This window comes from Pacificispira sp. (genome assembly GCF_965228185.1).
GTDB lineage: Bacteria > Pseudomonadota > Alphaproteobacteria > UBA8366 > Aestuariispiraceae > Pacificispira.
On sequence record NZ_CBDDHE010000008.1, the window covers coordinates 660,460 to 674,988 of the forward strand.

Below are 14,529 nucleotides of genomic sequence, written 5' to 3' on the forward strand. Positions count from 1 at the left end.
AGAGGTCCCTCATGCACCTGTTAGCGGCAACGCCGGGCGGGATCGACGACGGATCGGAAGCCGTCGATCTGGGGCAAGATCCGGCCGACATCGTCATCCTGACCGCCGCGGACACGGAAATCGCCTGTCTGGCCGCCGCCCAGGAACGCCGCCTGGCCGCCGATCCCGATGCCCCAACGCTGCGCTGCGCCAATCTGCTGCATCTTGGCCATAACTATTCCGTCGACCTGTATCTCGAAGAGACCCTGTCGAAGGCCAAGCTGGTGATCGGCCGCCTGCTGGGCGGGCGCGGCTACTGGTCTTACGGCGTCGACGAAGTCACGGCCCTGTGCCGCAAGAAGGACATCGCCCTGGCTTGGCTGCCCGGCGACGATCAGCCGGATGCGGAACTGCACGGTCTGTCGAGCCTGCCCGGCGATACGGTCCATCGCCTGTGGCAGTATTTCGTGCAGGGCGGCATCGACAATGCGGAGCATCTGCTGGCCTATGCCGCGACCCTGCTGAACCGCGACGCCGAATGGCGGGAGCCGGCACCGCTGCTGCGCGCCGGCCTGTACTGGCCGGGCCGCAACTTGCCGGATCTGGCTGATCTGCCCCGCACCAAGGGACGCCCGGTCGCCGCCATCGTCTTCTATCGCGCGCTTTTCCAGGCGGCCAATACGGCGGTCATCGATACCCTGATCGATGCCCTGGACGCCGCCGGGGTGGATGCGCTGCCGGTTTATGCCGCCAGCCTGAAAGACCCGGTCGCCGCCGACACCGTGCGCGGCCTGCTGGCCGACGGTGGGGCGGGGATCGTTTTGAACGGTACCGGCTTCGCGCTGTCGGTTCCCGGTGCGGCGCGGGTCGAAACGCCGTTCGACGGGCAGGACTGCCCGGTTCTGCAGGTCGTCTTTTCCGGCGGGAATCGCGACGCCTGGGCCGAGGGCACGCGCGGCCTGTCGGCCCGCGACATCGCCATGAATGTCGCCCTGCCGGAGGTCGACGGCCGTATCCTCAGCCGCGCGGTCAGCTTCAAGGGCGCGGCCCGGCGCGATCCGCTGACCCAGGCGGATATCGTTACCTATGAGCCGGTCCCGGATCGGTGCCGTTTCGTCGCGCAGCTCGCCGCCAACTGGCTCGCCCTGCGCGGCACACCGGTCGCGGAGCGGCGGGTCGCCGTGGTCTTCGCGAACTACCCGAACCGGGATGCACGGCTGGGCAACGGCGTCGGGCTGGACACGCCCGCGGGGACCATCGCCCTGATCGAGGCGATGAAACAAGCCGGCTATGCCATCGAGGGCGGATTCGACGATGGGGATGCCCTGATCGCACATCTGAAGGCCGGCCCGACCAACGCGACAAACCAGGGCCGCGAGGAGCGGGAATCCCTGTCGCTGGCCGACTATCAGCTTTTCTTCGGCGACTTGCCGCAACCTGTCCAGGATGCCGTGACCGAGCGCTGGGGCGCGCCGGAAGAGGATCCGTTCTTCCGCCCCGGCGAGGTCGATTGCGGCCGTTTCGCGCTGCCGGTCTTCCGGCTGGGCAAGCTGGCGATCGGATTACAGCCCGCACGCGGCTATAACATCGATCCGCAGGCGACCTATCACAGCCCGGATCTGGTGCCGCCGCACGGCTATCTGGCCTTCTATGCCTGGCTGCGCTGGTCCTTCCGTGCCCAGGCCGTCCTGCATATGGGCAAGCACGGCAATCTGGAATGGCTGCCGGGCAAGGCCGTGGCCCTGTCCGAGACGTGTTATCCCGAGGCCGTCTTCGGCCCCCTGCCGCATATCTATCCCTTCATCGTCAACGATCCGGGCGAGGGCACACAGGCCAAGCGCCGGGCCCAGGCGGTGATCGTCGACCATCTGACGCCGCCGTTGACCCGTGCGGAAAGCTATGGACCGCTGAAGGATCTGGAACTGCTGGTCGACGAATATTTCGAGGCCGCCGGCACCGATCCGCGCCGCATCAAGGTGCTGAAGCGCGACATCCTGGACCTGACGCACCGGATCGGCCTGGCCACCGATTGCGGCATCGATACCGGCGATGACGAGGAACAGGCGCTGGCCAAGCTGGACAATTACCTGTGCGAGTTGAAGGAAATGCAGATCCGCGACGGGCTGCATATCTTCGGCCGGGCACCGGACGGCGATCGATTGACCGATCTTCTGGTCGCGCTGGCCCGGGTGCCGCGCGGCAAGGGCGAAAGCGGCGACGCCTCCTTGATCCGCGCCCTGGCGCGGGATTTCGGCTTCGATCCGGCATTCGATCCGCTGGATTGTGTCATGGGCGACGCCTGGACCGGCCCGCGCCCGGATGCGTTGGCGGCCCTGGACAGCGCCCCCTGGCGCAGCCTGGGCGATACCGTCGAACGGCTGGAGAGCCTGGCCCGGCTTCTGGTACTGGGACGGAAAGAAGCCCCCGGCCCCGCCAGCGCCGCAGTGCTGGCCTGGCTGAACGGCCCATTGCGCACCACCGTGACCGACAGCGGCAACGCCGAACTTACCGGGGCGCTGACCGCGCTGGACGGCCGGTTCCTGGCACCCGGTCCCTCCGGCGCTCCGACGCGGGGCCGCCCCGATGTGCTGCCGACCGGCCGCAACTTCTATTCCGTTGACACCCGCACCGTGCCCACCCCAGCCGCCTGGACCTTGGGATGGAAATCCGCGCAGTTGCTGGTCGAAACCTATGCCCAGGAACATGGCGACTATCCCAAACGCTTGGCGCTGAGCTGCTGGGGCACCGCGAATATGCGCACTGGGGGCGACGACATCGCCCAGGCCCTGGCGCTGATGGGCGTGCGGCCGACCTGGGACAGCGCATCGCGCCGGGTCACGGGGTTCGAAATCCTGCCCGCCGACATGCTGGACCGGCCGCGCGTCGATGTGACCTTGCGCATTTCCGGCTTCTTCCGCGATGCCTTCCCCGGCCTGATCGATCTGGTGGACAGCGCCGCCCGGGCCGTCGCGGCGCTGGATGAGCCGGAGGACGTCAACCCGCTGGCCGCCGGGGTACGTCAGGAGACGGCGAGCCTGATCGCAGACGGCGTTGACGCGGACAGCGCGGCGGCGCGCGCCGGCTCGCGCATCTTCGGATCGAAGCCCGGCGCCTATGGTGCGGGATTACAGGCCCTGATCGACGAGAAGGGCTGGACGACCGAGGCCGATCTGGCCGACGCCTATCTGGCCTGGGGCGGATACGCCTATGGCGCCGGCAAGGAGGGCGCGGCCGACCGCGCCGGGTTCGAACGCCGCCTGGGCCGGGTTCAGGCCATCCTGCACAATCAGGACAACCGCGAGCACGACCTGCTGGACAGCGACGACTATTACCAGTTCGAAGGCGGCATGGCCGTCGCCGCCCGAACCCTGTCCGGCGGCAAGGTGCCGGTCTATCACAACGACCACAGCCGTCCGGAAAGCCCGAAAGTCCGCAGCCTGGAAGACGAGATCGGCCGGGTCGTGCGCGCCCGCGTGGTCAATCCGAAATGGATCCAGGGCGTCATGCGCCATGGCTACAAAGGCGCTTTCGAAATGGCCGCCACGGTCGACTATTTGTTCGCCTTCGCCGCAACGGCACGGGCCGTGTCCGACCACCATTTCGACGCGGTGTTCGAGGCCTATCTGATGGACGAGGAGGTTCGCGCCTTCCTGGAACGGACCAACCCGGACGCCCTGACCGACATCGCCGCCCGACTGCAGGAAGCAGAAAGGCGCGGCCTTTGGACATCGCGGCGCAACGATACCGGCCCCGTCCTGGCCGAAATCGCCAATCCGGAAAATCGCTTAGCCCGCTAGTGCGGTGCGAATTCGCGGCACGAGATGACCCCATTGACTCAAGGGTCATATCGGCGCGACACTTTTCCTCACGCGGTCGGTGAGACTCCGACGGTGCAGCATCCGCCGCAAAACCGATGCGGTGGACGGACCCCACTCACTACGGCCGGTGGGTCAGGGATCCAGCAAAACGACGCGTTCATGCAAAGCGCGAAACCCGGCGGGGGCTCCTTTCAGGGGCCCCCGCTCGCTTTGGGGAGTTAGGCGTCCAGGATCACCGCCCCGGCACGGTAATGTTGAGGGTCCGGTCGCGCTCCTCGAACAGCCAGGCCCGGAACGCCTGCAGCCGGGGATCGTCCGCGTGATGCGGCGGATAGACGACGTGATAGCCCAGATTGGCGTTCAGGATCGGCACATCGGCGAAGGGCTGCACCAGCTTGCCGCTCGTCAGTTCCTCATCCGCGAAGACATATTCCACCAGCGCCACCCCATGGCCGGCCAGGGCCGCGTCGATCAGCAGGGAATAGGTGTTGAAGCGGGGACCGCGCGTCGGATCGACATCGTCGATTCCGGCCGCCCGCAGCCACATGGCCCAGGTATCCTCCATGGCCGCCGCCCCGGTCTCCTGAAGATGGATCAAGGTGTGATTCTTAAGGTCGGCCGGATGCTTGAGCGCATTCGCCCCCTTCGTCAGTTTCGGACTGCAGACCGGCAGCGTCCGGGTCTGGAACAGGGGTTCCCCTTTCAGGCCGGGATAGCTGCCCATGCCGAACCGGATCGCCATGTCGATCGCCTCCTTGTCGAACTGGACAAGACGCGTATTGGCATCGATGCGCAGGTCGATTTCGGGATGACGCTCGTGAAACCGGCCCAGGCGCGGCACCAGCCATTTCGACGCCAGGGACGGCGGCAGGCTGACCGTCAACGGCCCCGCCCGGCCGCCGCTGCGCATGATGACATAGGCGTCCTCCAACTGATCGAACGCGGCGGAGACTTCGGGCGCCGCCTGCTTCCCCGCCTCGGTCAGGGCCAGGGCCCGGGTCAGACGCCGGAACAGCTTCACCCCGGTATAATCCTCCAGCGTCTTGATCTGCTGACTGATCGCGGCGGGGGTTACCCGCAACTCTTCCGAGGCGGATTTGAAGCTCAGATGCCGGGCCGCGGCCTCAAAGGCGCGCAACGCGGCAAGGGGCGGCAAATTGCGTGGCATGGCGCCTCTCATAAGTAATCTGAACTTACTTATAGTCAGAAATTTACTCGTTTGTGAAGCCTCACGGGATACCCCAGATTACGTACAGATGAAGCGTCACCGCCGGTCGCGCTTCCCCTCGGAAACCCGGATTTGAAGGAGTATCCCCATGTTCCTGACGCCCTATCATACCCTGTCCGAAATCCCTGGAAGCCATGCCCTGCGCTCGCGGAACGAGGCCACGGCCTTCGCATTCTGGCAGTCCCTGAACAGCACGCAGGACCGGTTCGCCAGCCTGCTGCGCTGGGGCCGGCCCGACAGTGCCCGGACGCTCGAAGGCCGCTGGCTGGAAGCCAGCTAAACGCCGGGACCGATTAACCCCTGTTTGTGTATCCCCGTTTATCGCCCCCCTCGGGAAAGGGCCGGAACCCAAGATCGGTTTCGGCCCTTTTTCGTTGGAACTTCGACAAGCGGGGGACTGGTGTCTAAGTTGGGGAATAACACCAAACGAGCCTGCCATGACCCTGTCCCGACCGCCGCATCCCATGCTGCGTTCCCTGATCGAGGTGATCTGGGCCGCCCCGGCGCGTCCCGGGACCGGGCGGATCCGGCGTGAGGCCGTGCTGCCGACCGGTCAATGCCACCTGGCCATCCGCATCGGCGGCGCACCGTTCCGGATCGCGGAGCCAACGGATCCCACCGCGCCCCAGATCCTTTCCAATGCGGTTATCGGCGGGCCGCGCAGCGGACACTATGTCAAATTTCTGGACGGCGGCGGCCCCAGCGTCGGCGCATTATTGAGGCCCGGCGTGGCGCCGCTGTTGTTCGGCGTCTCCGCCTCCGACCTCGCCGAACGCCATATCCCCTTGCAGGATGTCTGGGGATCGTCGGCCACGGCACGGCTTGTCGACCGTATCGCCGCCTGTACGGGCGAGACGGCGCGGCTGGCGGCGTTCGAAGCGTTCCTGATGCAAAGGCTGACGCCGCGCCCCATTGGTCTGCATCCCGCCATTGCCCAAACCCTGGGCGCCCTGTCGTCGGATGCGCGGATCGGCCTGTTGAGGGCGGCAAGCGGATTGAACCGCAAACGGTTCGACAGCCTGTTCCGGGATTCGGTCGGCCTGACGCCGAAGCGCTATCAGCGGTTGATCCGCTTCCGCGCGGCACTGACCCTGTTGGCGGATGGTGAGGAGGCGGATCTGGCCGACATCGCCTATGCCGCCGGTTTCGCGGATCAGGCGCATTTTCAGCATGAATTCCGGGCCATCGCCGGACTCACGCCGGGCGCCTATCGCCGGCTAGGACCGGCCGCCGCGCATCATCTGCCGATGCCGGACTAACGGCAGAACCGGAACAAAACTTACAATACGACGCATCGACTGGCCGCTATGGTTCGGGATACCGACCGTTCAGAACGAGGGCCGCCATGCCGATCCACGAATTGTTTCCCTATATCCATGTCCGCGACGCCGCCGCCGCCATCGCCTTCTATCGCGATGCCTTCGGGGCGGAGGAGGAATTCCGCCTGACCGAGCCGGGCGGCCGCATCGGCCATGCCGAAATGCGCTTCGGCGGGATGGTGCTGATGATCTCGGAGGAGTTCCCCGAATACGGAATCCAGGCGCCGCCCAGCGTCGGCGGCACTTCCGTCACACTGCATATCCATGTCGACGACGCCGATGCGACCATCGCAAAGGCAGAGGCGGCGGGCGCGACCGTCGCCACCCCGGCCCAGGATTGGTTTTATGGCGAACGGTCGGGCTGCGTCATCGATCCGTTCGGTCACCGCTGGAATATCGGCCACAGCATCGAGGACGTGACTCCGGACGAAATGCAGCGCCGCTACACCGCAATGATGACAGGCTAACGGCCGGCCCAGGCGTCGAATTCGGCCGCCCGGGCCAGAAGGCGCCGCGCGTTGGAGATCATGGGCAGTTCCAGCATGACACCGTCCAGCTCGACATGGGCGGTCTCGGCCCGGTCGAAAGCGTCGACGATCCGGCGCGACTGATCCAGGGCGTCGGGCGATGGGGTCAGGACCTCGTGGATCGGACCGACATGATCCGGCCGGACCAGCGATTTGGCGGTATAGCCCAACCGCTTTGCATGCCGCGTTTCCGCCTCCAATCCGTCCAGATCGGTATAGGTATAGGGGCAGTCGATCGAAACCACACCCGCCGCGCGGCATTCCAGATGGAAGCGCTGGCGGACATAGAGAAGCTCGGTCCCGTCGCGCCCTCTCTCCGCGCCCAGATCGGCGGCCATGTCCTCGGATGCGACCAGGCAGGCGGTGACGCGCGGATCGGCCTGCGCGACATCGAAGGTCTGCATCAGGCCGCGTGCCAGTTCGACATTCGGCACCAGTTCCACCGCCGCCCGGCCGCCGGCGATACTATCAACCGCCTGGGCCAGTTCATGAATGCGTTCCGGCCCATCGACCTTGGGCAGCATGACCACGTCCGGCCCGGCGGGCAGCACGGCCCGTAGATCGTCCATGCCGTCCCCTGCAAGCGGATTGACCCGAACGGCCGCAACCGCCCCCGCCGCGCGCCAGGCCGGAAACAGCTCCGCCGCCAGGGCGCGGGCAGCGGGACGCTGCGCCGGGCGGGTGAAATCTTCCAGTTCCAGGATGACGACATCGGCACCGCTGGCACCGGCACGCAATTGGGTGTCCCGATCCGCGCCGCCGGTGAAAAGCCAGCTTCGGCGCAGATGCGGCGGGCGAATGGCCATGATTTGAAGTTCCGATCAGGCGTCCACGATTTCGAACATGGAATCCGATTCGGTATCGACCAGCGAGTGCAATTGTGCCTGTGATCCGGTGCGGCTGACCACAAGCACCGACTCCTCGACATCGATATGTTCGATACGTGTCCCGGTGGTCTGAATGACATAGCGTTTCGAACATTCGCCCAGGAACAGACCCGCGCAGCGTTCGGTCAGGCCGCAGGTCCGCACGAAATCCATATTTCCGTCGGACAGGAAGATGAACTCCTCCGCCTCGGGGAAATGTCTTTGCCAGGCTTTCATGGTCCAAGGGTTGTCCGGCGCGATGACCAGGAATCGGTCGAACCCCAAAGCGCGATAGCGTTCCAGGTCACAGGCGATTTCCGGCACATGGGTCTTGGAACAGATCGGTGTGAAGGCCTGCGGTGCCCCGATGATCAGACATCGGTGCCCGGTCAACAGATTGCGGATGTCGAAAGATACCGGAAGATCGTTGTCCAGTATCGCAACATGCGCGGAGGGTATGTCCTCACCGATATTCATTAGTCCTGCCCCTTATCCTGAATCACCCAGGGGATATTGGCGTACCAAGCGCTAAAGATTCGTTAATCGCAGACATGAAAAAGGGCCGCATCCCGATGGAATGCGGCCCCGATTTTCACAGGTGCTCCGGAACGGTCAGGCCGTCATACCCTTGCGGAAGGGCAACATGCGCAGGCGACGCCCGGTCGCCCGGAAGACCGCGTTGGCGACGGCGGGGCCGATCGGCGGAACACCGGGCTCCCCGACGCCGGTCGGCGGTGCATCGCTTTGGACGATATGCACCTCGACCTCCGGCATGGCATCGATCCTGAGCGGCTCATAGCTGTCGAAATTGCCCTGATCGACCTCGCCGCCGGTCAGGGTGATTTCCTCGCTCATGATCGCGCCGAGGCCGAAACCGATCCCGCCTTCGATCTGCGCCCGGATCGTGTCCGGATTGATCGCGGTGCCGCAATCGACTGCGCAGACGACCCGGTGCACCCGGATATCGCCGCCGTCGACGGAGACCTCCGCCACCTGGGCGACGAAGGACGCGAAGCTTTCATGCACGGCGACCCCGTGATGCCGGCCTTCGGGCAGGGGTTTGCCCCAGCCGGCCTTTTCCGCCGCCAGACGCAGGACTTCGGCATGACGGGGCTTGTCCGTCAGCAGGCCCAGGCGGAATTCGACCGGGTCGGCCCCGGCGGCTTCCGCCACCTCGTCGATGAAGACCTCGCCCGCATAGGCGTTCTGGGTCGATCCGACCGAGCGCCACCACAGGACCGGAACCTTCACATCCGTCGTCGTCAGACCCACGGACAGGTTCGGCACCTTATAGGGCAGGTTCGACGCCCCTTCGACCGAGGTATGGTCGACGCCGTTATGGACCAGCGCGGACTCGAACGGCGTGCCCTTGACGATGGACTGGCCGACAATGTGATCCTCATAGGCGATCAGCTTGCCGTCGGCATCCAGCCCGGCCCGCAGCTTGTGGACATAGGCCGGGCGATATCGGCCGCCGCGCATGTCGTTCTCGCGGGTCCATTGCACCTTGACCGGGGCCTGCCAGCCGATGGCCTTGGCGATGGCCACGGATTCGACGACCACATCGCCGTCGGCGACCGCGCGGCGACCGAACCCGCCGCCGGACTTCATGATGTGAAGCCGTACCTTCTGCGGGTCGATGTCCGCCGTGACCGCCGCCAGGTACTGGTAAAGATCCGGCAATTGATGACCGCCCCAGATTTCCAGAATTCCATCAGAATTCATGTGGGCAACGGCGTTCAGCGGTTCCATCGCCGCATGGGCCAGGAAGGGGAATTCGAAACTGGCTTCCAGGACCTTGTCGGCATTGGCGAGGGCGGTTGCGACATCGCCGTCATTGCGCGCCATCGCCGCCGGGGCCTGATCGGCCAAGGCACGATATTCCGACAGGATTTCGTCCGTACCCCGGGTTTCGGCCTGACTTTCGTCCCATTCGACCGCGACCAGATCGCGGGCTTTCAGCGCCGACCACATGTCCCGGCCGACCACCGCGACACCGCGCGGGATGGCCACGACATCGACGACGCCCGGCGACTGTTTGGCTTCGGCGGCGTCGAAGGACGCGACCGTCGCGCCGAATTTCGGCGGATGGATCATGACCGCGGTCAACATGCCCGGCAGGCGGACATCCAGCGTGAAATCCTGTTCGCCGCGCGTCTTGCCGACACGGTCATACCGCCGCAGATCGGTATTGCCGATCTGGGTCCAGTCCGACGGGTCCTTCAGCGCGACCTCTGCCGGAACCGGCTGAGAAGCGGCCGCTTCCGCGAAATCGCCGATATCGGCACTGCGGCCCGATCCGGCATGGGACAGCAGGCCGTCCGACACGGTGATTTCGGATGCCGGCACGCCCCAGGCTTCGGCGGCGGCGGCTTTCAGCATTTCCCGCGCCGCGGCGCCGGCCTGGCGATAGCGCTGCCAGGAACTGACCATGGAGGTCGAGCCGCCGGTCCCCTGCGCCGCGCCGCCCCAGGCCAGATTGCCATAGAGCGCCGCATTGCCATAGGCGCCCTGAACCGACACGCGGTCCCAACCGACGCCCAGTTCCTCGACCACCAGAGTGGCGAGGCCGTGATAGGCCCCCTGCCCCATGTCGAACTGCGAGGACAGGACCGTCACCGACCCGTCCTTGGCGATTTCGACATAGCTTTCGAACGGGCTGACAGCCGCTTTTGCCGCCGTGTCGGCCGAAGCGGGCCGGAAGCCGACGGCGAGCCCGGTCGTCGTGGCGGCCGCGGCCAAAAGGAATCCGCGGCGCGACAGCTTGGTGTCCGTGGCGCGTTGGGCGATGGATTGCAGAGTGTGTGCAAGCATGGATCAGGCCTCCAACCGGCGGGCGGCTTCGTGGATCGCCGCGCGGATCCGCTGATAGGTCGCGCAGCGACAGAGATTGCCCCACATGGCGCCGTCGATGTCTTCATCCGTGGGTTTCGGCGTTTCGCTGAGCAGCGAGACGGCCGACATGATCTGGCCGGATTGACAGTAGCCGCATTGCGGCACGTCCATTTCGGCCCAGACCGTCTGGACGGTCGCCGCGACCTTGTCGTCGCCGACGCCTTCGATCGTGGTGACCGACGCGCCTTCGACGTCGCCGACGAAGGTCTGGCAGGACCGGGTCGGATATCCGTCGACATGAACCGTGCAGGCACCGCACTGCGCCAGACCGCAACCGAACTTCGTGCCGGTCAGACCGGCATGATCGCGAAGGGCCCAGAGCAGCGGCATGTCCGGATCGACATCCAAGGTCTGTTCCGCCCCGTTGAGCGTGAATTTGATCATGATTTCGTCCCCTGATTTCTGTGCCGATGGATTGCAACGCGGGACGCGCGCCCCCATTTGGCCTCCTAACGGCAAGTGGTGACCGGCCCTCCCCCAAACAACATCGTTCAAATCGATTACATTATTCGATATGGTTCACGAATGGACCGAGACATCCTGATTCATCTGCCGGCCGTTCTGGCCGTCGCCCGCAGCCGCAGCTTCGCCGCGGCGGCCAAAGAGCTGTCCATGAGCCCGTCGGCGGTGAGCCATGCCGTCCGGTCGGTCGAGGATCGCCTGGGCCTGCCGCTGTTCACGCGCACGACCCGCAGCGTGTCCCTGACCGAAACCGGCCGCGATTTTGTCGCCGCCACCGCACCGGCGGCATCGGACATCGCGGACGCGGTCGACCGGGCCCGGGCGGCCAATGGACGGGTTACCGGACTTCTGCGCCTGAACATTCCGTCGCCGACGATCGCCCTGTGTATCGACCGGGTGGTGCGCGAGATGACCAACCGCTATCCGGATCTGCGGATCGAGGTCTATTGCGAGAATTCCAACGTCGATATCTTCGCGGACGGGTTCGATGCCGGCGTTCGGCTTGGCGGGATGATCGCGGAGGATATGGTGGCGATCCGCCTGACCCCGCCATTCCGCACCGCGCTGGTCGCCGCGCCATCCTATCTGCAGCGGCATGGCACCCCGGTCCGGGTCTCGGACCTGCAGGATCACAATTGCATCACCTATCGCAAGTCCAAGTCGGAGACGCTGTTCGACTGGTATCTGAAGGATGGCGGCGAGGAAGTTTCGATCGAGGTCAAGGGATCGATCGTGGTCAATGACGTATCCTACGCCCGCCAGCTCGCCCTGGACGGTTTCGGCATCGTCTATGTCTACGAACCGCTGTTGCGCGAAGAAATTGCCGACGGCCGCCTGGTCGAGATCCTGCAGGACAGCGTGATGGAGAAGCCGGCTTCTTCCTGTACTTCCCGCAACGCGCCTCGCGCAGCCCGAAGCTGCGCGCCTTCATCGATACGGCAAAGGACGTGCTGAAACTCTGATCGGGGCTTAGTGGTGCCCGCCCAGCGGCACGCCGTCCTTCAGGACAAAGCGCTTGTCGCAATAGGGGCAATCGACCCGGCGGCTCGGCCCGATCTGCAGATAGACTTTCGGATGACCCAGCGCCCCGCCGCCGCCATCGCAGCTCACGCGGCTGGTCTCGACGGTTACGGTTTCCGGTTCGTCGATCGACGGCACACCCATTCTTCCGGTCCTTCTCACCAAGGCTCCAACGCCGACACCGCGCCCCTGTACCGGGCTTTCGGCGTCTCGGCATAAATGCGTTTCCGCGTCAGCGCTTGCCCCCGATGGCCCATGGCCCTATCTAGGGGGCTCACGGCGTCGCGACGCCACACAGCCGTTATGACCCAGCCTACCCCATCCGCGCAAGTCCGATGCGGCGGCCAAGGGAACCGAAACGAGGACCGACGCAGCATGCCGCTGGACTCTGAAACACGCGCCGACGATCGCGTGATGACCGACCCGGATTTCGCGATCGAGGCGAAGGGCCTGTCCAAAGTCTATCGCAGCCAGGGCAAGACCGCCGAGAAACGGGCGCTGGAGAATGTCGATCTGCAGATTCCGCGCGGCAGCCTGTTCGGCCTTCTGGGCCCGAACGGCGCGGGGAAGTCGACCTTCATCAACATCCTGGCCGGTCTGGTCGTCAAATCCGCCGGCAGCGCGAAGGTCTGGGGCTATGACGTCGCCGACAATCCGCGCATGGCGAAATCCTCCATCGGCGTCGTGCCTCAGGAACTGAACATCGACCCGTTCTTCACCCCGGAAGAGATGCTGGACGTGCAGGCGGGTCTGTACGGCGTGCCGTCGTCCGAGCGCCGGACCGAAGAAATCCTGGCCATGATCGGCCTGACCGACAAGCGCGACGCCTATGCAAGGACCCTGTCCGGCGGCATGCGGCGGCGGCTTCTGATCGGCAAGGCCATGGTGCACGATCCGCCCGTCCTGGTGCTGGACGAGCCGACCGCCGGGGTCGATATCGAACTGCGCCAGCAGCTTTGGGAAAATGTCGTGGCCCTGAACAAGCGCGGGACGACCGTGCTGCTGACCACGCATTACCTGGAAGAGGCCGAGGAACTGTGCGACCGGATCGCCATCATCAACCATGGCAAGCTGGTCGCCCATGACGACAAGCGCAGCCTGCTGGGCCAATTGGACGCCAAGACCGTGCGCGTCACGGTCAAGGAAACCCTGACCGACATCCCGGAACCGCTGCGCAAGCTGAACCCGGCAATCCAGCAGGATGGCCCGGCCGGCGGCCCGACGGTCATGACCATCGCCTACCGCCCCTCCGCCATGACCGCCGGCGAAATCATCGCCGCCCTGAACGAAGCGCGGCTGACGATCCACGACCTGTCGACCGAAGAGACGGACCTGGAAGACATCTTCCTGCAGATCACCCGCAGCAGCCGGGATTAGCCCGGGGCACCGATGCGGCGCTTCATCCTCGTCCCGCTGTTCTGTCTCCTCGCCGCCTGCACGCCCAGGGTCGAGGGGCTGGGGCCGGTGGCGGGGTCTGCGGGGATGGAGGCGGATGCCTTCGTCATGGCGGACGGGTATCGGTTGCCCTATCGGGCGGCAATGCCCGACGGCGAGGCGGAGGCGGTGCTGCTGGCGCTGCATGGGTTCAACGATTATTCCCGCGCCTTCGAAAGCGCCGCGCCGGAATGGGCGGCGCGCGGGATGGCGGTCTATGCCTATGATCAGCGCGGCTTCGGGCGCACGGCGGGGCGCGGCCTTTGGCATGGCGACCTGGCGCTGGCCGCCGATCTGCAGACCGTTGTCCGTCTGCTACGGCTGCGTCACCCCGGCCTGCCCGTCGCGGTGCTGGGGGAGAGCATGGGCGGCGCGGTGGTCATCGCGGCGCTGACCGATCCCAGCCTGCCCAAGCCCGACATCGACCGGGTGATCCTGTCCGCCCCCGCCGTCTGGGGTCGGGCGGTCATGCCCTGGTGGCAGCGCTGGCCGCTGGCGCTGATGGCCCATACCCTGCCCTGGCTGGAAATCGCGCCGCATATCCGGCGGCGGCCGACCGACAATATCGAGGTGTTGCGCGCGATTAGCCGCGATCCGCTGATGATCCGGCGCACGCGGATCGACGCGGTACACGGTCTGGTCGGGCTGATGGACCGGGCCTATGACGGGGTGCCCGCGTTGGGCGGTGATACGCTGATCCTCTATGGGCTGAACGAGGACATTCTGCCGGGTTACGCCATGGAGGCGGTGGTGGCGCGACTGACCCCCGGCGCGGGCTGGCGTCTGGCCATCTATGACACCGGCTTTCACATGCTGACCCGCGACTTGAACGCCGACCGCGTCATCGCCGATATCGCGGTTTTCGCCAAGAACCCGGCCGCGCCCTTGCCGTCGGGCCGCGAAGAGATCGCATCGGACTTGCCCGCCCCGAAGAATTGAAGGAAGTTGCCGCCGTCTTGCGCGCCGCCGGTTCCGGCATTC

Annotated in this window: 13 protein-coding genes; 7 read left to right on the forward strand and 6 right to left on the reverse strand. The window is 65.8% G+C overall.

Annotated elements, in window-relative coordinates:
* Nucleotides 1-11 precede the first annotated feature (11 nt).
* A complete protein-coding gene (gene cobN / locus ACO06O_RS17895) occupies nucleotides 12-3,776 on the forward strand; it encodes a cobaltochelatase subunit CobN (protein ID WP_421882881.1) in 3,765 nt (1,254 codons plus the stop codon).
* Between the two features lie 253 nt (nucleotides 3,777-4,029).
* Here the strand turns inward: cobN and gcvA are convergent, their stop codons facing one another.
* Nucleotides 4,030-4,965 carry a transcriptional regulator GcvA gene (gcvA, locus tag ACO06O_RS17900; RefSeq protein ID WP_421882884.1) on the reverse strand — a complete coding sequence of 312 codons (936 nt, stop codon included), beginning with the start codon at nucleotides 4,963-4,965 and terminating at the stop codon, nucleotides 4,030-4,032.
* 148 nt (nucleotides 4,966-5,113) lie between these two features.
* Here gcvA and ACO06O_RS17905 point away from each other — a divergent pair, with 148 nt between their 5' ends.
* The 3 genes from ACO06O_RS17905 to ACO06O_RS17915 all read left to right on the forward strand — a co-directional run bounded on the left by ACO06O_RS17905 (nucleotide 5,114) and on the right by ACO06O_RS17915 (nucleotide 6,811).
* Nucleotides 5,114-5,305, forward strand: coding sequence for a hypothetical protein (locus ACO06O_RS17905; RefSeq protein WP_420418932.1), 192 nt, complete (start codon nucleotides 5,114-5,116; stop codon nucleotides 5,303-5,305).
* Between the two features lie 157 nt (nucleotides 5,306-5,462).
* Entirely contained in the window at nucleotides 5,463-6,284 is an 822-nt protein-coding gene (locus tag ACO06O_RS17910) for a helix-turn-helix domain-containing protein (protein ID WP_421882888.1), read from the forward strand.
* Nucleotides 6,285-6,370: 86 nt separating this feature from the next.
* Nucleotides 6,371-6,811: a VOC family protein gene (locus ACO06O_RS17915; RefSeq protein WP_421882891.1), complete on the forward strand. Its 441-nt coding sequence runs from the start codon at nucleotides 6,371-6,373 to the stop codon at nucleotides 6,809-6,811.
* Here the strand turns inward: ACO06O_RS17915 and ACO06O_RS17920 are convergent.
* The 4 genes from ACO06O_RS17920 to ACO06O_RS17935 form a co-directional block, all read right to left on the reverse strand.
* A complete protein-coding gene (locus ACO06O_RS17920; RefSeq protein WP_421882894.1) occupies nucleotides 6,808-7,677 on the reverse strand; it encodes an HpcH/HpaI aldolase/citrate lyase family protein in 870 nt (289 codons plus the stop codon). The two genes, ACO06O_RS17915 and ACO06O_RS17920, sit on opposite strands and share 4 nt — an antisense overlap.
* Before the next feature lie 15 nt (nucleotides 7,678-7,692).
* Nucleotides 7,693-8,214: a redoxin family protein gene (locus tag ACO06O_RS17925; protein WP_421882897.1), complete on the reverse strand. Its 522-nt coding sequence runs from the start codon at nucleotides 8,212-8,214 to the stop codon at nucleotides 7,693-7,695.
* Between the two features lie 135 nt (nucleotides 8,215-8,349).
* Nucleotides 8,350-10,551: a molybdopterin cofactor-binding domain-containing protein gene (locus tag ACO06O_RS17930; protein WP_421882899.1), complete on the reverse strand. Its 2,202-nt coding sequence runs from the start codon at nucleotides 10,549-10,551 to the stop codon at nucleotides 8,350-8,352.
* A 3-nt stretch (nucleotides 10,552-10,554) separates the two neighbouring features.
* On the reverse strand, nucleotides 10,555-11,016 hold the full coding sequence (locus tag ACO06O_RS17935) for a (2Fe-2S)-binding protein (RefSeq protein WP_421882901.1): 462 nt from the start codon (nucleotides 11,014-11,016) through the stop codon (nucleotides 10,555-10,557).
* A 141-nt stretch (nucleotides 11,017-11,157) separates the two neighbouring features.
* On the opposite strand from ACO06O_RS17935, the gene ACO06O_RS17940 reads away from it, so the two are divergent.
* Complete coding sequence (locus ACO06O_RS17940; RefSeq protein WP_421882903.1) at nucleotides 11,158-12,048, forward strand: LysR family transcriptional regulator; 891 nt, start codon at nucleotides 11,158-11,160, stop codon at nucleotides 12,046-12,048.
* Nucleotides 12,049-12,063: 15 nt separating this feature from the next.
* Here the strand turns inward: ACO06O_RS17940 and ACO06O_RS17945 are convergent, their stop codons facing one another.
* Nucleotides 12,064-12,258, reverse strand: coding sequence for a zinc-finger domain-containing protein (locus tag ACO06O_RS17945; RefSeq protein ID WP_421882906.1), 195 nt, complete (start codon nucleotides 12,256-12,258; stop codon nucleotides 12,064-12,066).
* 231 nt (nucleotides 12,259-12,489) lie between these two features.
* Here ACO06O_RS17945 and ACO06O_RS17950 point away from each other — a divergent pair, with 231 nt between their 5' ends.
* Nucleotides 12,490-13,491 carry an ABC transporter ATP-binding protein gene (locus ACO06O_RS17950; protein ID WP_421882910.1) on the forward strand — a complete coding sequence of 334 codons (1,002 nt, stop codon included), beginning with the start codon at nucleotides 12,490-12,492 and terminating at the stop codon, nucleotides 13,489-13,491.
* A 12-nt stretch (nucleotides 13,492-13,503) separates the two neighbouring features.
* Nucleotides 13,504-14,487 carry an alpha/beta hydrolase gene (locus tag ACO06O_RS17955; protein ID WP_421882914.1) on the forward strand — a complete coding sequence of 328 codons (984 nt, stop codon included), beginning with the start codon at nucleotides 13,504-13,506 and terminating at the stop codon, nucleotides 14,485-14,487.
* The last annotated feature ends 42 nt before the right edge of the window (nucleotides 14,488-14,529 follow it).